Source organism: Streptomyces sp. 17_S59, from assembly GCF_056930295.1.
The window spans coordinates 3,768,320-3,789,267 of record NZ_JBXOWD010000001.1 but is presented as its reverse complement, the minus strand read 5'-3'; the positions used below and the strand labels follow the sequence as shown (position 1 = coordinate 3,789,267).

The window sequence follows — 20,948 nt, the reverse complement described above, 5'->3', positions numbered from 1 at the left end:
TGTCCTCCGCGCCGCGACCGTCGTTCCCTGCGGTTACCCATTGTGGGACACGCCACTGACATCGCGGGCAGGGCCGGTCCCGCCCCTGCCCGCTGCCCCGGACATCCGCTAGGGGCGGCCGCGGCCTTCCTCGCCCTCACGGGGGCCCAGCAGGTCGTCGGCGAGCGTGGAGTCGTCCGCCCACTCCGGGCGGCGCCGCGCCTTGCGGCCACGCCGGTCCGGCTCGACGGGCGGCAGCTCGCGCGTCCGCTCCGGCTCGGGGGCGGTCTCCGGGCCCGCATCCGTGCCCTCACCGCCCTCCTCCGGCCGGAAGAGCCAGGCCGGCACCCGGTCGGCCGGGTTCTCCGGCCTGGCGGAAGGCTTCGGCCTGACGGAAGGCTTCGGCAGCACGGCCGTCTCCTCCGACTCGGAACCGGCGGCCGGACCGGCCGCGGGCCGGGGCTCCGGCTCCGACTGCGGCTCGGACTCCGGCGCGGGCTCGCTCTGCGCGGGCTTCGCCGGGTCCGCCTTCGTCAGGTCCGCCTTCTTCGACCCGACACCCCAGGTGACGCGCTGGTTCAGCGGTCCGGGCGGGGATGCGGCGGCCCATACCGGCGGCAGGACCGCCGTCTCGTCCTCGGCCCCGAGAGCGCCGGAAGCATCGGGAACACCGGCAGCCTCGGCGTCGCCGGCCTGCTCCCCGACCCGCGGCCGTTCGACGGTCGGCGCCTCCTCCGCCCCGCTCACCACGGGCTGCTCGAACGTCCGGGTCTCCTCGGCGGCGGCCGCAGGGGACGGCGTCTCGACGGTCGGCGCGTCCCCGGCCGCGGCCCCGAGGGACGGCGTCTCGACCGTCGGTGCGTCCCCGGCCGCAGCAGCGGCGGCCTCCGCCGCCATCCGCGCCCGCTCCGCTTCCAGCAGGGCCTCCTCGGCCCGGCGCTGCTTCTCCAGGCGGCGCTCCTCGGCCTCGGCGCGCAGGCGCGCCTCCTCCTCCGCCTGCTTGCGCAGCCGCTCCTGTTCGGCGGCGCGGGTGCGCTCCTCCGCCTCGCGGCGCAGGCGCTCCTCCTCGGCCTTGCGGCGCTCCTCCTCGGCCCGCTGCCGGGCCTCCTCCGCCAGGCGCTCGGCCTCGCGGCGCTTGCGCTCCTCTTCCTCCGCACGCAGCCGGGCGAGCTGTTCCTGGCGCTCGCACTCCAGCCGCTCCTCCTCGGCCTTGCGGGCGGCGGCCTCCCTGGCGGCTTCCTCGGCCTTCCGGCGGGCCTCCTCCTCGGCCGCCTTGCGCGCGGCCTCGCGGGCCTCGATCTCGGCCGCGGAGAGCGGAAGCAGCTGGTCCAGGCGGTGCCGGACCACCTTGGTGACGGCCTCCGGCTCCTGGCCCGCGTCCACGACCAGGTAGCGCGCCGGGTCCGCGGCGGCCAGGGTCAGGAAGCCGGTCCGTACGCGCTGGTGGAACTCGGCGGGCTCGGACTCCAGCCGGTCGGGTGCCTCGGTGAACCGTTCGCGCGCGGTTTCCGGCGAAACATCGAGCAGCACCGTCAGATGCGGAACGAGTCCGTCCGTGGCCCAGCGCGAGATGCGGGCGATCTCGGTCGGCGAGAGGTCGCGCCCGGCGCCCTGGTAGGCGACCGAGGAGTCGATGTACCGGTCCGTGATGACGACCGCGCCGCGCTCCAGGGCGGGCCGGACGACGGAGTCGACGTGCTCGGCGCGGTCCGCCGCGTACAGCAGGGCCTCGGCGCGGTCGGAGAGTCCGGCCGACGAGACGTCCAGCAGGATCGCGCGCAGCCGCTTGCCGATGGCCGTGGCGCCCGGCTCCCGGGTGACGACCACCTCGTGGCCCTTGGCCCGGATCCACTCGGCGATCGCCTGGACCTGCGTGGACTTGCCGGCCCCGTCACCGCCCTCGAAGGCGATGAAGAAGCCGCTGCCGCTCGGGCGCTCCGCCGGGTCGCCGCCCCGCACCACGTCCAGCAGGTCGCGGTGGAAGGGCACGCCGTGCCGGTCGTCCGTGCGCCCCAGCAGCAGCGCGCCGACGGGCAGCAGCAGCGCGCCGACGAGCATCAGGGTGAAGGAGGCACCGCCGTGCTCGAATACGAAGCTCCCGCTCTCGAGGCGGTGCGGGCCGATGATCGCGGCGAGCACCGGCGTCGCGAGGGCGCCCAGCGCGATGCTGAGCCGGACGACGGCGTGCAGGTGCTCGGTCATCCGGGCCCTGCGGCCCTCCTCGGTCTCCTGGTCGAGCAGCGAGTGGCCGGTACTGGCGGCGATTCCGGCGGACACGCCCGCCAGCAGGGCGAGCAGCAGCACGGTCGTCGGGTCGGGCACCAGGCCCGCGGCCAGCAGCGCCAGGCCGGTCACGGCGAGCGCCAGCGCGAGCAGGCGGCGCCGCGAGAAGCCGGGCAGCACCTTCCGGGCGCTGCGGATGCCGATGACGGGGCCGCCCGTCAGCGCGAGGGCAAGCAGCCCGAAGGCGACGGGGCCGCCGCCGAGGTCCACGGCCTGGAGGGTGGTGACGCCGACGGCGCCGGCGATCGCGCCCGCGACGGCCGCACAGGCCAGGACGAGCACCGGGACCGCCCCGGTACGGCCCTTGTCGTGGGCGCCGTGCACGGTCTTGGGACGGCGCAGGCCCTCCAGCGGGGAGCGCGTACGCGGCGCGTGCACGCCCTCCGGGAGCACGGGCAGCCGAAGGCGGTACAGGATCGCGACGGACGTCGCGAAGAGCCCGGCCGCCAGGTACGAGGCGAGGGCCGTCTGGTGCTGGTGGAACCAGACGATGCCGGAGCCGAACAGGTTGCCGATCAGGGTGACGACCACCAGCGCGGCCGCCGCGGCGGGCAGCCCCAGGAAGGTCGTGCGCAGCGACAGCCGGTTCAGCGCCTCGTAGTGGTCCGGCAGCGGGCGCACGGCCGCGCCCTCGGGCGGCGGGGCCGGCAGCAGGCCGGGGACGGCGCCGTCCTTGGCGACGGTCCAGACCCGCTCGGCGACGCCCATGAGGAAGGCCGTGACCAGCAGCCACGCGAGCGCCTTGCTCTCGGTCCAGTCGATCCAGGTGGGTGCGACGGCGAGCAGGGCGAACCGCACCCCGTCCGCACCGATCATGGTCCAGCGGCGGTCGAGGGGACCGCCGGGCGCGAAGAGCGAGGAGAGCGGGTCGAGCAGGATCGCCCCGAAGAGCAGCGTGGCGAGCAGCCGCGCGCCGACGACCGCGGCGACGGCGAAGGCCGCGCCGCGGTAACCGCCGCCGAACGCATCCGCCGCGACCGCCGCCTGGAGCGCCAGCACCATCAGGACCAGCACGGCCAGGGCGTCCCCGGCGCTGCCGGCGAACTGGGCGCTCCACAACCGCCTGAGCGGACGGAAGCGCAGCAGGGCTCGTACGGCACGCTCGCGGGAGTCCGCGGCTAGGGCGCCTGATGTGGGGGTGTTCCCCGTTGGCTGCTCGGCTCGCGTCATCCTGCCAGCCTATCCGGAGTGCCCGAATGCCGACTGTCAATACGAACATACAAACGAACAGCATGCGAAGGGGCGATGCCCCGGAACCCGGTGCACCGCCCACATTCGATCGCCCGCGCCCGACAAGGGCGCACAAACGACCGCTTCGCTACCGCTTCTGCCGGCCGGTGTCAGCCGGACGGCCGAGCGCCCGGCCGACACCGCATCGGAGCCACTCCGCCGCCGTCACTCCGTGTCCGTCGACGAATTCGCCGCCGCGGCCGTCTTCTTCGCCGCGGTGGCCTTCTTCGCCGTCGTCGTCTTCTTGGCTGTGGTCTTCTTGGCGGCCGTCTTCTTGGCAGCCGTCGTCTTCGCGGCGGTCTTCTTCGCCGGAGCCTTCTTGGCCGTGGCCTTCTTCGCCGCCGTCTTCTTTGCGGCGGTCTTCTTGGCCGGACCCTTGGCGCGCTTCTCGGCGAGCAGCTCGTAGCCGCGCTCGGGCGTGATCGTCTCGACGTCGTCGTCGCGGCGCAGCGTCGCGTTCGTCTCGCCGTCGGTGACGTACGGGCCGAAGCGGCCGTCCTTGACCACGACCGGACGCTCGCTGACCGGGTCGGTGCCCAGCTCCTTCAGCGGCGGCTTGGCGGCGGCGCGGCCGCGCTGCTTGGGCTGCGCGTAGATCGCCAGGGCCTCGTCCAGCGTGATGCTGAAGAGCTGGTCCTCGCTCTCCAGCGAGCGCGAGTCCGTGCCCTTCTTCAGGTACGGGCCGTAGCGGCCGTTCTGTGCGGTGATCTCCACGCCCTCGGCGTCCGTGCCGACGACGCGCGGCAGCGACATCAGCCTGAGCGCGTCCTCCAGCGTCACCGTGTCGAGGGACATGGACTTGAAGAGCGACGCGGTACGCGGCTTCACCGCGTTCTTGCCGGTCTTCGGGGTGCCCTCGGGAAGGATCTCGGTGACGTACGGGCCGTAGCGGCCGTCCTTGGCGACGATCTGGTGGCCGGTCTCCGGGTCCTTGCCCAGCTCGAAGTCGCCGCTGGGCTTGGCCAGCAGCTCCTCCGCGTACTCGACGGTCAGCTCGTCCGGCGCCAGGTCGTCCGGCACGTCGGCGCGCTGGTGGCCCTCCGCGTCCTTCTCGCCGCGCTCCACGTACGGGCCGTAGCGGCCGACACGCAGCACGATGCCGCTGCCGACCGGGAACGAGGACACCTCGCGGGCGTCGATCGCGCCGAGGTCGGTGACCAGCTCCTTGAGGCCGCCGAGGTGGTCGCCGTCGCCGTTGCCCGCGTCGGCGGCGCCGCCCTCCGGCCCCTCGCCGAAGTAGAACCGGCGCAGCCACGGCACGGCCTGGGCCTCGCCGCGCGCGATGCGGTCGAGGTCCTCCTCCATGGACGCGGTGAAGTCGTAGTCGACGAGCCGTCCGAAGTGCTTCTCCAGCAGGTTGACCACGGCGAAGCTCAGGAAGGACGGGACGAGCGCCGTGCCCTTCTTGAACACGTAGCCGCGGTCGAGGATCGTGCCGATGATCGACGCGTACGTCGACGGGCGGCCGATCTCCCGCTCCTCCAGCTCCTTGACCAGCGAGGCCTCGGTGTAGCGGGCCGGGGGCTTGGTGGCGTGGCCGTCGGCCGTGATCTCCTCGGCCGTCAGCGCGTCGCCCTCGGCGACCTGCGGCAGCCGGCGCTCGCGGTCGTCCAGCTCGGCGTTCGGGTCGTCGGCACCCTCGACGTAGGCCTTCATGAAGCCGTGGAAGGTGATCGTCTTGCCGGAGGCGCTGAACTCGGCGTCACGGCCGTCGCTCGCCCGACCGCCGATCTTGACGGTGACCGAGTTGCCGGTCGCGTCCTTCATCTGGGAGGCGACGGTCCGCTTCCAGATCAGCTCGTAGAGGCGGAACTGGTCGCCGGTCAGGCCCGTCTCGGCGGGGGTGCGGAAACGATCACCCGAAGGGCGGATCGCCTCGTGCGCCTCCTGGGCGTTCTTGACCTTCCCGGCGTACGTGCGCGGCTTCTCCGGCAGGTAGTCGGCGCCGTAGAGCTGGGTGACCTGCGCCCGGGCGGCGGCGACCGCCGTCTCCGAGAGCGTGGTGGAGTCCGTACGCATATAGGTGATGAAGCCGTTCTCGTACAGCTTCTGGGCCACCTGCATGGTCGCCTTCGCGCCGAAGCCCAGCTTGCGCGAGGCCTCCTGCTGGAGCGTGGTCGTACGGAACGGGGCATACGGGGAGCGGCGGTACGGCTTGGACTCCACGGACCGCACCGAGAAGGCCGCGCCCTCGAGGGCGGCGGCCAGCGACCGGGCGTTGGCCTCGTCCAGGTGCAGTACCTGAGCGCCGTCCTTGAGTACGCCGTTGGAACCGAAGTCCCGGCCCTGGGCGACGCGGCGGCCGTCGACCGCGGCCAGGCGGGCGGTGAGGCTGTTCGGGTCGGCGGCGTCACCGGCACGGCCGGTGCCGAAGGTGCCGGTGAGGTCCCAGTACTCGGCGGAGCGGAAGGCGATGCGCTCGCGCTCCCGCTCGACGACGAGTCGGGTGGCCACGGACTGCACCCGGCCGGCCGACAGCCGGGGCATGACCTTCTTCCAGAGGACCGGCGAGACCTCGTAGCCGTAGAGGCGGTCGAGGATGCGGCGGGTCTCCTGGGCGTCGACGAGCTTCTTGTTCAGCTCGCGCGGGCTGGCCACGGCGGCCTGGATCGCATCCTTGGTGATCTCGTGGAAGACCATCCGGCGGACCGGGACCTTGGGCTTGAGGACCTCCTGGAGGTGCCAGGCGATGGCCTCGCCCTCGCGGTCCTCATCGGTGGCGAGGAAGAGCTCGTCGGACTCCGCCAGCAGCTCCTTGAGCTTCTTGACCTGCTCCTTCTTGTCGGTGTTCACGACATAGATGGGCTGGAAGTCCGCCTCGACGTTGACGCCGAGCCGGGCCCAGGGCTCGCCCTTGTACTTGGCCGGGACCTCGGCGGCCCCGTTCGGCAGGTCACGGATGTGCCCGACGCTCGCCTCGACGACGTATCCGGGGCCGAGGTAGCCCTTGATCGTCTTCGCCTTGGCAGGCGACTCGACGATGACGAGTCGGCGGCCGCCCTGTGCGGTCTCGCTGGTCGGGGACAACTTCGCTCTTCTTCCGGTCGACACTCGGTTGTGGGCGTTTCGGTGTGGGCGTTGCGTGACGCTGCGGAGTGTGACGGTACATCCCGCCCCCGTGTCAAACGGAAAAAGCCCGCAACGCCACTCGAACGGTAACCCGACAAGCGTCCTGTCTGCCGCCCGGACCGTCACACACTCGTGTGACGATTTCGACACGGGCAGTCACCGCCGGGGCGGGGCCGGGACGCGAGAGGGAACGGCGGGGAGGTGAATGTGACGCGAACACGACCCCTCCTTTCCCTTCTCTCATGAGTCTCGCGCCCCTCACCGGTACGCGTGTGCAACAGGCGGTACGAACCGGCCGCCACCGGTCCGCGTCGCGGCACCTCTCCCCCGTCAGCCCGCTACGGGGATCGGGTCCGTCACGGGCGCAGGCGTCAGACGGGCGCAGACGTCAGTCCGTCACGGGCGTCAGGAAGCCCTGCTCGACGAGCAGCCGGATGGCCTCCGGCGTGCGGTCCCGCAGGAGCACCGGGTCCTCGCCGACGAGCTGGGCGATGGCGTCCAGGATCCGGCCCGCCTCGAGGCTGCCGTCGCACACCCCCGCGAAGCCCGCGCCGACCGTGTCCACCTTGGTCGCCCGGCGCATGCCGCGGTTCTGCCGCAGCACCACGTGCTCGGGGTCCTCGGCGCCCGGGAGGCCCACCTGCTCCTGCACGACCTCGTCGGCCAGCCGGAACCGCGCGCCGAGCAGCGCCGCGTCGTCGTGCGTGCGCAGGAAGTCCTGCCGCTCGAAGTGCGCCCGCACGGCCGGGCCCAGCGGCTGCTCGACCGGGTGCGGCCATTCCTCCGCGACCACCGACGGCCGGCCGGATCCCGTCTTGCGCAGCGTGATCCAGCCAAATCCGATGCCCTTGGTCCGCCGCGCCTCGAACTCCGCCAGCCAGGCGTCGTAGCGGGCCGCGTACTCCTCCGGGGCGGACCGGTGGTCGCCCGCGTCCCGCAGCCACAGCTCGGCGTACTGGGCGACGTCCTGTACCTCGCGCTGGACGATCCAGGCGTCGCAGCCGCTCGGCACCCAGGACGACAGCCGCTCCCGCCAGTCCTCGCCCTCCACGTGCTGCCAGTTGGCGAGCAGCTGGCAGTAGCCGCCGTCGTTGAGCCGGTCGGCCGACTGCTGCACGAGCGTGCGGCACAGGTCGTCGCCGCCCATGCCGCCGTCGCGGTAGGTGAGCCGGGCGCCGGGGGAGATCACGAAGGGCGGGTTGGAGACGATCAGGTCGAAGGTCTCCCCCGCGACCGGCTCGAACAGGGAGCCCTGGCGCAGGTCCGCCTCGGGCGCGCCGGACAGCGCGAGCGTGAGCCGCGCGATGTGCAGTGCGCGCGGGTTGAGGTCGGTGGCCGTGACCTTGGTGGCGTGCTGGGCGGCGTGCAGCGCCTGGATGCCGGAGCCGGTGCCCAGGTCGAGGGCGCTCGCGACGGGTGTGCGGACGGTGATCCCGGCGAGCGTGGTGGACGCGCCGCCCACCCCCAGGACCAGCTCCGAGCGGTCGACCCCGGCCGGGCCCGCGCCGCCCCCGGCGATGCCGCCGGCCCCGCCGACCGCGCAGCCGAGGTCGGAGACGATCCACCAGTCCTGCCCCTCCGGGCCGCCGTACGGGCGCACGTCCACACTCGCCCGCACCGCTCCGGCGTCCGACGCGTCGCGCACCAGCCAGCCGCCGGCCAGGCAGTCCTCGACGGGGAGCGCGGCGGCCGCCTGCCCGTACGCGACGGGCCGCTGCAGCAGGAAGAGCCGGACCAGGGTCTCCAGCGGGCTGTCGCCCCGGGTGGCGCGCAGGGCGGGGACGGTCTCGCTGCGGGCGAGCGCGGCGTAGGCGGGGGCGCCGAGCAGCTCGAGGAGCCCGTCGGCGGTGAAGGCGGCGGCCAGCAGGGCCTCGCGCAGACGGGCGGTGCGCGCGGGGTCGGCGGCGGGGAGGTGCGTCGTACTCACGGGACCATTGTCGGGGGCGCCACCGGCAAATCGCGAAAGCCCGGCGCCGCGCCCTCGCGGGGCGCGGCGCCGGGCCGTGCCAACTGGGCCGAGGACGGGGTCACTTCCCCGGAACCCCGGCGGGCATCACGCCTTGGAGGGCGAGACGGAAGTGGACTTGCAGCCGGGCTGCTTCGCCATTGCCTTGCCGACGTCGCCGGACAGCAGGTTCTTGAGCGCTTCGTCGCTCTTGCCGCGCAGCTTGAGGATGTCCCCGGCGATGCCCTTGAGGCCGTCGGAGAACTTGGCCTTGTCCCCGGTGTCCAGCCCGTCCACGCGCTGCTTGAGGGCCCCGTAGGCCCCCGAGAGGTCGTTGAGCGCCTTGACCGCGTTCTTCTGGCTGCTCTCGCCGTCCTTGACCGGCGGCGCGCCCGCGTTCTGCACGGAGGCGGCGAGCGCCTTGAAGGCGTCGGCGTTGGCCTGGAAGGCCGTCGAGTCGGTCTGCTGGATCTTCTTGGAGTCCTCTTCGTTCTGGACCGAGGCGATCGACTGGTTGGCGTCCGTGATCTTCTTCACCTGAGACTGCATCTGGTCGCAGACCGTCTTGGCCCAGGCGTCCAGTTTCTTGTTGCCGCCTTCGTCCCCGCCGCAGCCGGTCAGCGCCAGGACGAGTGCCGCCCCGCCGGACAGTGCAGCCACAAGCTTCTTGTTCACCGGATTGGTCCCTTCAATGGCTCTCGGCCCGGGAACTTACACGGCCGGGCGAAAGGAGCCAGGAGCCAAGCACCCCGTACGTACCCTTTTGAAGCCATTTGCACCAAGCTTGGCGTGGCGTTCACCGCACCTCGCGGTGATGGGGAACCTCGCTGCCGGTGCGGCCGGGGACGTACGGGGTGCGCGCGGGGTGCGCACAGGCACTCCGCGGTGAACTGCCGTCAGCTGTGCGGTCGCGTCAGGACACCACCGCCGGATCCACGGGCTTCGCGGCCGGCTCGGCATTGCCGTCGTCGCCTTCCACGGCGACCCCGCGCCGCTTGGAGACGTACACCGCCCCGACGATGACGACGATCGCCAGCGCCGCCACACCGATCCGCAGCCCCTTGTTGGCGTCGTCGCCGTACGAGAACTTCACCACCGCCGGAGCGATGAGCAGCGCCACCAGGTTCATGACCTTCAGCAGCGGGTTGATCGCGGGACCGGCGGTGTCCTTGAACGGGTCGCCGACGGTGTCGCCGATCACCGTCGCCGCGTGCGCCTCGCTCCCCTTGCCGCCGTGATGCCCGTCCTCGACCAGCTTCTTGGCGTTGTCCCAGGCGCCACCGGAGTTGGCGAGGAACACCGCCATCAGCGTGCCGGTGCCGATGGCTCCGGCCAGGTACGAGCCGAGTGCGCCGACTCCCAGCGAGAAGCCGACGGCGATCGGTGCCATCACGGCCAGCAGCCCGGGCGTGGCGAGTTCGCGCAGCGCGTCCTTGGTGCAGATGTCCACGACCCGCCCGTACTCGGGCTTCTCGCTGTAGTCCATGATCCCGGGGTGCTCGCGGAACTGCCTGCGCACCTCGTACACCACCGCACCCGCCGACCGCGAGACCGCGTTGATCGCCAGCCCGGAGAACAGGAAGACGACGGCCGCCCCGAGGATCAGCCCCACAAGGTTGTTGGGCTGGGAGATGTCCAGGCTCAGCCCCAGCTCCCCGGTCTTGGCGTGGACATCGCCCACGGCGGTGGCGATCGCGTCGCGGTACGAGCCGAAGAGCGCCGACGCGGCCAGCACCGCCGTGGCGATCGCAATGCCCTTGGTGATCGCCTTGGTGGTGTTGCCCACGGCGTCGAGTTCGGTGAGCACCTGGGCGCCCGCGCCCTCGACGTCGCCGGACATCTCGGCGATGCCCTGCGCGTTGTCGGAGACCGGGCCGAAGGTGTCCATGGCGACGATGACGCCGACGGTCGTCAGCAGGCCCGTGCCGGCGAGGGCGACGGCGAACAGCGCCAGCATGATCGACGAGCCGCCCAGCAGGAACGCCCCGTACACGCCGAGGGCGATCAGCACCGCCGAGTAGACCGCGGACTCCAGGCCGATGGAGATGCCGGCGAGGACGACGGTCGCGGGGCCGGTGAGGGAGGTCTTGCCGATGTCCCGCACGGGCCGCCGGGCGGTCTCGGTGAAGTAGCCGGTGAGCTGCTGGATGAGCGCGGCCAGCACGATGCCGATGGCGACCGCCACCAGCGCGAGGACGCGCGGGTCGCCGTCGTGGCCGCGGATGGCCTCGTCGCCGATGCCCTTCAAGTCCGCGTAGCCGGAGGGCAGATAGGTGTAGACGGCCACGGCCACCAGGGCGAGGGAGATGACGGCCGAGACGAAGAAGCCCCGGTTGATCGCGGTCATGCCGCCGCGGTCGCTGCGGCGCGGGGCCACGGCGAAGATGCCGATCATCGCGGTGAGCACGCCGATGGCGGGGACGAGCAGGGGGAACGCGAGTCCGGAGTCGCCGAAGGCGGCCTTGCCGAGGATCAGCGCGGCGACGAGCGTGACCGCGTACGACTCGAAGAGGTCGGCCGCCATGCCCGCGCAGTCGCCGACGTTGTCACCGACGTTGTCCGCGATGGTCGCGGCATTGCGCGGATCGTCCTCGGGGATGCCCTGTTCGACCTTGCCGACGAGGTCGGCGCCGACGTCCGCGGCCTTGGTGAAGATGCCGCCGCCGACCCTCATGAACATGGCCAGCAACGCCGCGCCGAAGCCGAAGCCCTCCAGCACCTTGGGCGCGTCGGCCGCGTACACCAGCACCACGCAGGAGGCGCCCAGCAGGCCGAGGCCCACCGTGAACATGCCGACAACGCCGCCTGTGCGGAAGGCGATTTTCATGGCCTTGTGCGCCACGGCCGTCCGGTCCTTTTCCGGCTCGTCCTCGGCGGGAGTCGCCTCCCGCGCCGCAGCCGCCACGCGCACATTGCTGCGCACCGCGAGCCACATGCCGATGTAGCCGGTGGCCGCGGAGAAGACGGCGCCGACCAGGAAGAAGAGGGAACGGCCCATGCGCTGCGACCAGTTGTCGGCCGGGAGCAGCATCAGCAGGAAAAAGACGGCCACGGCGAAGACGCCGAGGGTGCGCAACTGGCGGGCGAGATAGGCGTTTGCGCCTTCCTGTACCGCCGCGGCGATGCTCTTCATGCTGTCGGTTCCCTCGCCGGCCGAGAGCACCTGGCGCACCAGCACCACGGCCACCACGAGCGCTGCTGCGGCAACGGCCGCGATCACGGCAACCAGGGTGCGATTGCCGTGGGTCAGCTCTGCCGCGAGTCTTTGAGTGAAGTCCACCTGTTCAGGGGTGAGAGGCCCCGCCATTCGTCCTCCTTGACGTTTGGCACATGGGCGCGCAGCTGCCCCGCGACCGCGGAACAGCCGCCACGCTCAGGCGTCCTGAGCTCAAGATGGACGGATTGTAGGGAGCATGGCGAGATCAAAACAGAGCACGGCAAACGGAATGAGTCTGCTTAAGTGAAGGAAGGTGGAGATCGGGAATACGAATCGCGAAGATCCGTATACCGTTTTCCGCGACCTGCACCATGCATTCCCGTCGGCGGCGCCGGGCGCATATCCGCAGCCCACCCACCGCGGCTACGGCATCTGCCGCAGGACCGGCTGCTGCAGGAGGACCGGGCGGCCTACGGCTGTCCGCGATCGCCCCCGGCGGCGGCGCACGGAAGGGCTACGGCAGGACCGAAAGGCTAGGCCAGGGTGGACGTGGAGGCCGTCGGCCAGCTCATGCGGATCAGACCCCCGCTCTCGCCCGCCGTCACCTCGACGTCGTCGACCAGGCCGCTGATCACGGCGAGGCCCATGTCGTCGTCGCCCTCCTCCGCCGTACCGGAGGCAGCTGGGGGCGCCGCGGAGGCGGACGCCGCGGCGGACCCGGCCGCACGCGCGGCCGCCACCGGAACGTGGTGCGGCGCATCGTCGCCGACCTCGATGGAGAACTTCTTCTCGTCCTCGACGAGGACCACCCGCACCGGGCTGGAGATCCCATGGCTGACGTGCAGGCCGACCGCGCGGGAGCACGCCTCGCCGACCGCCAGCCGGACCTCGTCCAGCACGGCCTCGTCGACCCCGGCCCGGCGCGCCACCGCGGCCGCCACGAGCCTGGCCGTCCGCACGTGCTCGGGAAGGGCGCTGAAGAGCAGTTCGACGGTGGCCATGCCATCCCCCTCGGTGTTACGTGCCCTCTCTTCCGTCACCGGAACAGGGCGGACTCGCAGAGGGGCCGGACCCTCGGGCCCGTCACCCCCGGCGCGGCTGTGTGACTGCGACGGCGGACGGCCGGCGGACGGCGGGCCCACCGCGCCATCCGTCAGTCGGTGGCCGACACCGCGTCCTCCACCGAGGTGTGGATGGGGAACACCTTGGTCAGGCCGGTGATACGGAAAATCTTCAGGATGCGCTCCTGGTTGCAGACCAGCCGCAGCGAGCCCTCGTGGGCCCGTACGCGCTTCAGCCCGCCGACCAGGACGCCGAGCCCGGTGGAGTCGAGGAAGTCGACGCCCTCCATGTCCACGACGAGGTGATAGCTGCCGTCGTTGACAAGCTCGACCAGCTGCTCACGCAGCTTGGGCGCGGTGTACACATCAATCTCGCCACCGACCCGGACAACCGTACGGTCGCCTACGGTCTCGGTCGACAGGGACAGGTCCACGGATCCTCCAGCACCTTGCATCGAGCGGTCGCCCCCCATGGATCGGCAGCCGCGATGGCATTCAATCACTTACCGGCAGGCGTGCACGACGCCTTGGCACCATTGTCCGTCAGCCCAGTGACACACTCGATGTCGATGGCCAACGATCAACTCCCGCCGGAGGCGGGCGTACATCCCTCTCCCCGGACGGTCCTCGACCGACTCACCGCCGGGGCAGCCCGGGCTGCACGCATCACTCATACGGAGCACTTGCCCCCTCGTCCCGGACGTCATGCCCCCTGGCCCGAGAAGATCCGGCCGGAAGTGATCGACGCCATCCGGGCCGCCGGAATCGAACGGCCGTGGGCCCACCAGGCCCGCACCGCCGAGCATGCGCTGCGCGGCGAGTCGGTGGTGGTGGCCACCGGCACCGCCTCCGGCAAGTCCCTCGCCTACCTCGCCCCGGTGCTGAGCACCCTGCTGGACGGCTCAGAGGCACCCAACGGCCGCGGCACGACCGCCCTGTACCTCGCCCCCACCAAGGCCCTGGCCGCCGACCAGCGACGCGCCGTACGGGCCCTGGCCGGACCCCTCGGCAAGGGCGTCCGGCCCGCCGTCTACGACGGCGACACCCCCGTCGAGGAGCGGGAGTGGGTGCGCCAGTACGCCAATTACGCGCTCACCAACCCGGACATGCTCCACCTCTCGATCCTGCCCGGCCACGCCAGGTGGGCCTCCTTCCTGCGCGCCCTGCGCTATGTCGTCATCGACGAGTGCCACACCTACCGCGGCGTGTTCGGCTCGCACGTCGCCCAGGTGCTGCGCCGGCTGCGGCGTGTCTGCGCCCGCTACGGCTCCGACCCCGTCTTCCTCCTCGCCTCCGCCACCGCCTCCGACCCCGCCACGGCCGCGAGCCGGCTCACGGGCGTGCCCGTCGCCCAGGTCACCGAGGACGCCTCGCCGCGCGGCGAACTGGTCTTCGCCCTCTGGGAGCCCCCGCTCACCGAACTCCACGGCGAACGCGGCGCCCCCGTCCGCCGCACGGCCACCGCCGAGACCGCCGGCCTCCTCACCGACCTTGCGGTGCAGGGCGTCCGCACCGTCGCCTTCGTACGCTCCCGGCGCGGCGCCGAACTGGTGTCCCTGATCGCTCAGGAACGCCTGGCCGCGGTCGACCGCTCCCTCCCCTCCCGCGTCGCCGCCTACCGGGGCGGATACCTCCCCGAGGAGCGCCGCGCCATCGAGCGTGCCCTGCACAGCGGGGAGCTGCTGGGGCTCTCCGCCACCTCCGCCCTGGAACTGGGTGTCGACGTCGCCGGCCTCGACGCCGTCCTCCTCGCCGGCTACCCCGGCACCCGCGCCTCGCTGTGGCAGCAGGCCGGGCGCGCGGGGCGCACGGGCCGCGGCGCGCTCGCCGTACTCGTCGCCCGGGACGACCCGCTGGACACCTACCTCGTCCACCACCCCGAGGCCCTGTTCCGGCAGCCCGTGGAGTCCACCGTCCTGGACCCGGACAACCCCTACGTCCTGGCCCCCCACCTGTGCGCGGCGGCCGAGGAGCTGCCGCTCACCGAGGCCGACCTGTCGCTGTTCGGCCCTGAGGCCATGGTCGTGATCAACCAGCTGGAGGCCCGCAAGCTGCTCCGCCGCCGCGCCGCCGCCTGGCACTGGACCCGCCGCGAGCGCGCCGCCGACCTCACCGACATCCGGGGCGGCGGCGGCCGCCCCGTCCAGGTGGTGGAGGAGGGCACGGGACGGCTGCTGGGCACCGTGGACGCCTCCGCCGCCCACACCACCGTCCACGAGGGCGCCGTCCACCTGCACCAGGGCCGCACCTACCTCGTGCGGGGGCTCGACCTGGAACAGTCGGTCGCCCTGGTCGAACAGGCCGACCCGCCCTACTCCACCACTGCGCGCGACACCACGGCCGTCTCCATCCTGGAGACCACCACCGAGGTCCCCTGGGGGGAAGCCCGGCTGTGCTTCGGCTCCGTCGAGGTCACCAACCAGGTCGTCTCCTTCCTCCGCCGCAAGCTGATCACCGGTGAGGTGCTCGGCGAGTCCAAGCTGGACCTCCCGCCGCGCACCCTGCGCACCCGGGCCGTGTGGTGGACGGTCACCGAGGACCAGCTGGACGCCGCCCGCATCACCCCCGAGGCCCTCGGCGGGGCCCTGCACGCCGCCGAACACGCCTCCATCGGCATGCTCCCCCTCTTCGCCACGTGCGACCGCTGGGACATCGGGGGCGTCTCCGTCCCCCTCCACCCCGACACGCTCCTCCCGACCGTCTTCGTCTACGACGGCCACCCCGGCGGCGCCGGCTTCGCCGAGCGCGCCTTCCACACCGCCGCCCGCTGGCTCACCGCCACGCGCGAGGCGATCGCTTCCTGCGAGTGCGAATCCGGCTGCCCCTCGTGCATCCAGTCCCCCAAGTGCGGCAACGGCAACGACCCTCTCGACAAGAGCGCCGCCATCCGCCTCCTGACCCGCCTCCTGGCCGGTGCCCCGGCTGCCGAGAAGGCGGAGGACGGCACGGAGGCGGGCTAGGGGTAGGAGGGACGACGGGGGCTACCCAGGCCCCTCGGCGCCACCCGCAGCCGCACCCGGCGCGTACGCCGCTTCCGGCGGCCCGGCACGGGCCCTCACCCGAACGGCGTACGGGCCCGCCCGGGCCTCGGCCGCCACGTCGGCGACCTCGCCGCTCACCGCACAGCGCACCACCGTCGCCCGCTGGGCCGCCGCTACCTCGCGGGCGAGCGCGCATGCCCTGTCGGGGCCCAGCAGGGCGTGGTCGGCGGCCGCCAGGGCCGCCAGATCCGCCGCGCCGCCCGCGCGGTGCCGGACCACGACGGCCTGCGCCATGGCCAGCAGCGCCGCGAAGACCGCGCACAGGGCCATTGCCGCCACGGCCGCCCACACCGACGCCGAGCCGCCGTCACCCCACCGTCTCCTCCGCAAGGGCCACCGCCTCTCCGCTCAACGGCACCGCCAGCGGGCCGGGACCGGCCGCACGTGCCTCGACGCGCACCCGCACCAGGTCTCCCTCCCGGGTCAGGCCGATCCGGGCTCCCCGGGGCGCCGCGGAGCGCGCCGCGGCCACGGCCGCCCCCGGGGGATCCGAACGGGCCGCCGAGCGCGCCCCCGCCCTGGCCGCGTCCACGCACTGGATCTGCGCGGCCGCCGCCATCAGCGCCCAGAGCAGCGCCAGGGCGATGAAGGTCAGCGTCGGCAGGACCACCGCGGCCTCGGCGGTGACATAGCCGCCGTCGGAACGACAGCGCACACCGCGAGGGCTCAACAGGCCGTCAGAAGGTCGCATGGAGCGCCTTCACGATCAGCTGCTGGAGCGCGGCACTGACCGGCCCACTGGTGACCACCTTGTAGAGCACCGCTGCGAGCGCACACGCCGCAAGGGTTCCCACGGCGTACTCTGCGGTCGTCATCCCGGCCTCGCCCGCCGCTGCCCGCAACCGGGCCCGGCGCCGCGGCCACCAGGATGCCGGGGGCGGTGCTGCCGTCTCCGCCTTCATCGCGGGCCTCAGCATCACCACGGTCGTTGCTGTCCCTGTCGTCGTTGCAGCCATTGCCGCTCCCCCATCTCGACTTTTCCGTTTTTCCGTCTGTCTTGGTGCTGCTTTGTGTTGGCGCTGCTTTGTGTTGGCGCTTCTTCGTTCGCCTTTTGCGCGTTGGGCGGGGCAGCCTGATCTCGTTGTGTCACTTGTCTTGCGACGGGCGCCCCTCCGCCCTTCTCGCCCCCTTCAGCCGCCTCGCACGAGCCCGCTCGCCAACCCGATCACCACGGGCACCACGCCGACCGTCAGGAACGCGGGCAGGAAGCACAGCCCCAGCGGGGCAGTGGCCAGGACCCCCGCGCGGCGGGCCCGTATGCCCGCCGCCCTGCTCCGTTCGGCGCGCAACCGCTCGGCCAGCCTCGACATGGGCTCGACCGCCGGAACTCCCGTGGCCTGGGCCCGTTCCAGGCACCGGGCCAACCCGGCGGTGCCGGGCAGAGCGCCCAGTCGGCCCCAGGCCGTGGCCGGGTCCCCGCCGAGCCGTACTTCCGCGGCTGCCCGGGCGAGCCGTTCGCCGACCGGGCCGCCCAGCGATCCCCCGACCGCCTCGGCGGCCTCCCGGGGTCCGGCACCGGCGACGAGGCAGGCGGCCAGGAGATCCGCCGCGAGCGGGAGTTGCCGGGCCACCTCCTCCGCCGACACCTCGTCGGCGGCCCGCTCCGACTTCCGTCGCCACCGCCACACGGCGTACGTACCGACGAGCCCCAGCACGCATCCCGTGACCCCCAGGGCAAGCCCGATGAGCACGACCCCGACGACCCCCACCGCCACCAGGGGCAGTCCCACACCACCCGCCGCCCCGTGCCTCGACCGAGGCCGGGCGCCGTCGGACGGGCCTGCGGCCACACGCCCGCCGAACAGCAACGCCACCCGGTGCCGTGCCGATCTCCTCGCGCGCGCTCCCCGCCCGACGACGGTCACACACCATCCCGCGGCCACCGCCAGCACTGCTGCCCACAGGCTGTGGACAAGCGCACCGCTCACGTTCCCCTCCTTCCGTTTCCTGCAGGCCGCCCTTCGGCGGCCCGTACGATCCGGCCCGTCCATGCGATGCCCGCCGCTTCGAGAAGACCTCCGAGAGCGAGACAGCCGAGCCCTGCCGGGGTGTGCAGCAGCACCCGCAGCGGAGCTGCACCGAGCGCGCTGCCCATCGCCAGCGCGAGCACCGGAAGCAGCGCGAGCATCACGGCAGTGGACCTGGTGCCCGCCAACTGGGCTCGCAGCTCCTCCCGTTGATCCCGCTCGGCAGCCAGAGCCGCGGACACCCGCTCCAGCCCGGTGGCGAGTCCGGCGCCGCCGTCGACCGCGACCCGCCAGCAGGCGGCCACACCGTTGAGCCCTTCGGCCCCCGGAGCACTCCCGGCCCTCCGCAGCGCGTCGCCCACGTCGCCGCCGAACCGTGCGGCGGCCGGCACAGCGGACCAGCCCGGGCCCAGTTCCGCGCCGCGCAGCCCCGCCACCGCCTCTCCGGGCTGCCGACCGGCCCGCAGCTCACCCGCGACCGTGCCGCACATGTCGATCACGGCGCCTTCGCGGCGCTCCTGCTCGTTCTGCAACCGCCGGGCAGTGAGCCACCGCCGGACGAGCGGCACGGCGAGCGCCGCCGCGATCAGCGGCAGCCACGACTCGCCCAGCAACGCCACCACGCATCCGATGGGCAAGCAGGCCAACTCACTTCTCTCCAGCCCTGCACGCCGCAGGCGCCCGGCCCACTCCCCCACCCACCGAGGCAGAACCGGACCGCTTCCCATCGACCCACCACCGGCGAACAGGAGCCTGGCCCGGCGCGCTTCGGGCCCGGCCCGTACCGCCGCGCCCACAGCGGCCACTGCACAGAGCAGCGCCGCGCACCACGACACCGCCTCCGGCAGCCGCACCGGAATCGGCATCCCCGACGAGGCGATCACAACGCACCCCCGCCCCGCTCGCACAGCTCCGCCAACCGCCCCCACCCGGGTGCCCGCTCGAAGCCCCCGGCACCCCATACGGCCGCCGGTACGGTCGTCACGAACCCGGCGCTGTCGCGGTCCAGCACGTGCACCTCCGCGACGCGCCGCAGCCCCGCGGGATCGCGGACCAGGTGGATCACCAGCGACAGCCCGGCCGCGAGCTGGCTGTGCAGCGCCGCGCGATCGAGCCCCGCCGTCGATCCCAGGGCCTCCAGCCGGGCCGGCACGTCCTGGGCCGCGTTGGCGTGTACCGTGCCGCATCCGCCCTCGTGCCCCGTGTTCAAGGCGGCGAGCAGGTCGGTGACTTCGGGGCCGCGCACCTCTCCGACGACCAGGCGGTCGGGGCGCATCCGCAGCGCCTGCCGCACCAGGTCCCGGAGGGTGACCAGGCCGGTGCCCTCCTGATTCGCCGGCCTCGTCTCCAGCCGTACGACATGCGGGTGGTCCGGGCGGAGTTCGGCCGAGTCCTCGGCCAGGACGATCCGTTCGTGCGGCGCCACCAGTCCCAGGAGGCTCGACAGCAAGGTGGTCTTGCCCGAGCCCGTACCGCCACTGATCACGAACGACAGCCGGGCGTCCAGCACGGCCCGCAGCAGCCGCTGCCCGCCCGGCGGCAGCGTCCCCGCGGCCTCCAGTTCCTCCAGCGCGAAGGCACGGGGCCGCACCACGCGCAGCGACAGGCACGTCGAGCCGACGGCCACGGGCGGCAGCACCGCGTGCAGACGGGTGCCGTCCGGAAGCCGGGCATCCACCCAGGGCCGGGCATCGTCCAGCCGCCGCCCGGCGATCGCGGCAAGCCGCTGGGCGAGCCTGCGCACGGCGGCCGCGTCGGGGAAGGCGACATCCGTCAGTTCAAGCCCCGCCCCGCGGTCCACCCACACCCGGTCGGGCGCGGTCACCAGCACATCGGTGACCCGCGGCTCGGCGAGCAGCGGTTCCAGCGGGCCGGAGCCGATCAGCTCGGAACGCAACCGGGCCACGACGCCCAGCACTTCGGCGTCCCCGAGCAGTCGGCCCTCCCGGCGCAGGGCTTCGGCGACGCGGGCGGGCGTCGGCTCCGCACCGCTCTCGGCCAGCCTCAGGCGCACCGCCTCCAGCAGTGCGGCGCTCATACCGGCGCCCCCTTGCCGCCGTCGAGCGCCAGGGCCCAGAACTCCGCGCAGAACCGGGCGAGCGGACCCCGCTCGCCGCCGCCCGGCGGCCGACCGGCGTGCAGTGCGTCGGCGAGGCCTTGATCCCAGGGCAGCTCGCCGGCCAGCGGCAGGCCCAGCAGGCGGGCGATCTCGTCCCCGTCGAGGCCCGAGGCGAACGGGCCGCGGGCCACGGCACGCAGGTCGCCCAGCATCATCCCGAGCGTCGAGGCGACCCGGTGCGCCGACGCGATGGCGCGCAGCTCGGCTGGGACGACCAGCAACCCCATGTCGAGCTGTTCGAGGGCTTCCATGGCCGTCTCGTCCAGCCTGCGCGGCAGGTCCACGACGACCACTCCGCCACGCCGGCGGGCAGCGGCCAGCACGGCCCGCATGGCCTCCGGCGGGACGGCGGCGCAATCGCCCCTGTCCCAGCTCAGGACGCGCAGCGCGTGCAGTTCCGGCAGAGCCTCCTCCAGGGCGTGGCCCGCCATCCGGCCCCGGGAGTCGGCGAAGGCGGGCCACCTCAGGCCTTCAGCCCGCTCCCCGCCGAGGAGCACGTCGAGCCCGCCGCCCAGCGGGTCGCCGTCGATCAGCATGGTGCGCTGCCCCGAACGGGCCGCGCCGACCGCGAGGGCACAGGCCAGGGTGCTCGCCCCCGCGCCGCCCCGGCCACCGACCACCCCCACCGTGAGCGCCGGGCGGCCCCTGCCCTCCACGGCGTCGGCGATGCGGTCGACCAGCCAGCTCTCACCGTCGGGCAGCAGCGCCACGTTGCGGGCGCCGATCCCGACGGCCCGCCGCCAGACGCCGGGGTCGTCGAGATCCTTGCCGACGAGCACCACCCCTTCCCGGCGGAGTGCGCCGCCCAGCCGGGGCGCACAGTCGTCCCCCACGAGAATCAGCGGTGCACCCTCCCATGCCCCTCTGTGCGCGGGCGTCCCATGCGCGACCTCGGGCACGGCCCCGGCCGCGGCGCACAGCCGCAGCAGATCGTCGAGCAGCCCTTCGTCCTCCGTGACGATGAGCGGCCCGCTCCGCCTTCCGTCCCCGGAAGTGGGCCTAACCGATGTGTGGGATCCGGTCACGGTGTCCTCCCTTCTCACTACGCGCTCTCGCATCCGCGGGCATCGCGGAACTCACGAGGAATCACCGTGCAG

General features: G+C 73.2%; 15 protein-coding genes. 1 reads left to right on the top strand and 14 read right to left on the bottom strand.

Annotation, left to right across the window (positions count from 1 at the left end):
- Positions 1 to 108 precede the first annotated feature (108 nt).
- The 7 genes from tmk to bldG all read right to left on the bottom strand — a co-directional run bounded on the left by tmk (position 109) and on the right by bldG (position 13,158).
- Positions 109 to 3,432 (bottom strand): dTMP kinase, encoded by a 3,324-nt coding sequence (gene tmk / locus AC1Z4A_RS16880; protein ID WP_483679775.1) that lies wholly within the window; start codon positions 3,430 to 3,432, stop codon positions 109 to 111.
- 225 nt (positions 3,433 to 3,657) lie between these two features.
- Complete coding sequence (gene topA / locus AC1Z4A_RS16875) at positions 3,658 to 6,519, bottom strand: type I DNA topoisomerase (protein WP_483679774.1); 2,862 nt, start codon at positions 6,517 to 6,519, stop codon at positions 3,658 to 3,660.
- Positions 6,520 to 6,949: 430 nt separating this feature from the next.
- Positions 6,950 to 8,488, bottom strand: a complete 1,539-nt coding sequence (locus AC1Z4A_RS16870; RefSeq protein WP_483679773.1) for a DUF7059 domain-containing protein — start codon at positions 8,486 to 8,488, stop codon at positions 6,950 to 6,952.
- A gap of 126 nt (positions 8,489 to 8,614) precedes the next feature.
- Positions 8,615 to 9,181: a small secreted protein gene (locus AC1Z4A_RS16865; protein ID WP_483679772.1), complete on the bottom strand. Its 567-nt coding sequence runs from the start codon at positions 9,179 to 9,181 to the stop codon at positions 8,615 to 8,617.
- A gap of 238 nt (positions 9,182 to 9,419) precedes the next feature.
- The gene (locus AC1Z4A_RS16860; RefSeq protein WP_483679770.1) at positions 9,420 to 11,813 is read right to left on the bottom strand and encodes a sodium-translocating pyrophosphatase; all 2,394 of its coding nucleotides are present in this window, start codon (positions 11,811 to 11,813) and stop codon (positions 9,420 to 9,422) included.
- A 383-nt stretch (positions 11,814 to 12,196) separates the two neighbouring features.
- Positions 12,197 to 12,664 (bottom strand): ATP-binding protein, encoded by a 468-nt coding sequence (locus tag AC1Z4A_RS16855; RefSeq protein WP_483679769.1) that lies wholly within the window; start codon positions 12,662 to 12,664, stop codon positions 12,197 to 12,199.
- Between the two features lie 152 nt (positions 12,665 to 12,816).
- On the bottom strand, positions 12,817 to 13,158 hold the full coding sequence (gene bldG, locus AC1Z4A_RS16850; protein WP_483679767.1) for an anti-sigma factor antagonist BldG: 342 nt from the start codon (positions 13,156 to 13,158) through the stop codon (positions 12,817 to 12,819).
- 54 nt (positions 13,159 to 13,212) lie between these two features.
- On the opposite strand from bldG, the gene AC1Z4A_RS16845 reads away from it, so the two are divergent.
- Positions 13,213 to 15,684 carry a DEAD/DEAH box helicase gene (locus AC1Z4A_RS16845; RefSeq protein WP_483679766.1) on the top strand — a complete coding sequence of 824 codons (2,472 nt, stop codon included), beginning with the start codon at positions 13,213 to 13,215 and terminating at the stop codon, positions 15,682 to 15,684.
- A 21-nt stretch (positions 15,685 to 15,705) separates the two neighbouring features.
- On the opposite strand, the gene AC1Z4A_RS16840 is transcribed toward AC1Z4A_RS16845, so the two are convergent.
- The 7 genes from AC1Z4A_RS16840 to ssd form a co-directional block, all read right to left on the bottom strand.
- Positions 15,706 to 16,095 carry an Rv3654c family TadE-like protein gene (locus tag AC1Z4A_RS16840; RefSeq protein ID WP_483679765.1) on the bottom strand — a complete coding sequence of 130 codons (390 nt, stop codon included), beginning with the start codon at positions 16,093 to 16,095 and terminating at the stop codon, positions 15,706 to 15,708.
- A complete protein-coding gene (locus AC1Z4A_RS16835) occupies positions 16,073 to 16,456 on the bottom strand; it encodes a TadE family type IV pilus minor pilin (protein ID WP_483679764.1) in 384 nt (127 codons plus the stop codon). Before AC1Z4A_RS16835 ends, AC1Z4A_RS16840 begins: the two co-directional genes overlap by 23 nt.
- The gene (locus AC1Z4A_RS16830) at positions 16,443 to 16,682 is read right to left on the bottom strand and encodes a DUF4244 domain-containing protein (protein WP_483683614.1); all 240 of its coding nucleotides are present in this window, start codon (positions 16,680 to 16,682) and stop codon (positions 16,443 to 16,445) included. Before AC1Z4A_RS16830 ends, AC1Z4A_RS16835 begins: the two co-directional genes overlap by 14 nt.
- Positions 16,683 to 16,895: 213 nt before the next feature.
- Positions 16,896 to 17,693, bottom strand: coding sequence for a type II secretion system F family protein (locus AC1Z4A_RS16825; RefSeq protein ID WP_483679763.1), 798 nt, complete (start codon positions 17,691 to 17,693; stop codon positions 16,896 to 16,898).
- Positions 17,690 to 18,598, bottom strand: a complete 909-nt coding sequence (locus AC1Z4A_RS16820) for a type II secretion system F family protein (RefSeq protein WP_483683613.1) — start codon at positions 18,596 to 18,598, stop codon at positions 17,690 to 17,692. The genes AC1Z4A_RS16825 and AC1Z4A_RS16820 overlap by 4 nt, the downstream gene beginning before the upstream one ends.
- 14 nt (positions 18,599 to 18,612) lie before the next feature.
- The gene (locus AC1Z4A_RS16815; RefSeq protein ID WP_483679762.1) at positions 18,613 to 19,770 is read right to left on the bottom strand and encodes a TadA family conjugal transfer-associated ATPase; all 1,158 of its coding nucleotides are present in this window, start codon (positions 19,768 to 19,770) and stop codon (positions 18,613 to 18,615) included.
- Positions 19,767 to 20,876, bottom strand: a complete 1,110-nt coding sequence (gene ssd, locus AC1Z4A_RS16810; protein WP_483679761.1) for a septum site-determining protein Ssd — start codon at positions 20,874 to 20,876, stop codon at positions 19,767 to 19,769. Before ssd ends, AC1Z4A_RS16815 begins: the two co-directional genes overlap by 4 nt.
- Between the last annotated feature and the right edge of the window lie 72 nt (positions 20,877 to 20,948).

Excerpts from the sequence above, each read along its gene's own strand:
- tmk (WP_483679775.1), bottom strand. The coding sequence starts at position 3,432 with ATGACGCGAGCCGAGCAGCCAACGGGGAACACCCCCACATCAGGCGCC.
- AC1Z4A_RS16860 (WP_483679770.1), bottom strand. The coding sequence starts at position 11,813 with ATGGCGGGGCCTCTCACCCCTGAACAGGTGGACTTCACTCAAAGACTC.
- AC1Z4A_RS16855 (WP_483679769.1), bottom strand. The coding sequence starts at position 12,664 with ATGGCCACCGTCGAACTGCTCTTCAGCGCCCTTCCCGAGCACGTGCGG.
- AC1Z4A_RS16845 (WP_483679766.1), top strand. The coding sequence starts at position 13,213 with ATGGCATTCAATCACTTACCGGCAGGCGTGCACGACGCCTTGGCACCA.
- AC1Z4A_RS16835 (WP_483679764.1), bottom strand. The coding sequence starts at position 16,456 with ATGCGACCTTCTGACGGCCTGTTGAGCCCTCGCGGTGTGCGCTGTCGT.
- AC1Z4A_RS16830 (WP_483683614.1), bottom strand. The coding sequence starts at position 16,682 with ATGCTGAGGCCCGCGATGAAGGCGGAGACGGCAGCACCGCCCCCGGCA.
- AC1Z4A_RS16820 (WP_483683613.1), bottom strand. The coding sequence starts at position 18,598 with ATGCCGATTCCGGTGCGGCTGCCGGAGGCGGTGTCGTGGTGCGCGGCG.
- AC1Z4A_RS16815 (WP_483679762.1), bottom strand. The coding sequence starts at position 19,770 with ATGAGCGCCGCACTGCTGGAGGCGGTGCGCCTGAGGCTGGCCGAGAGC.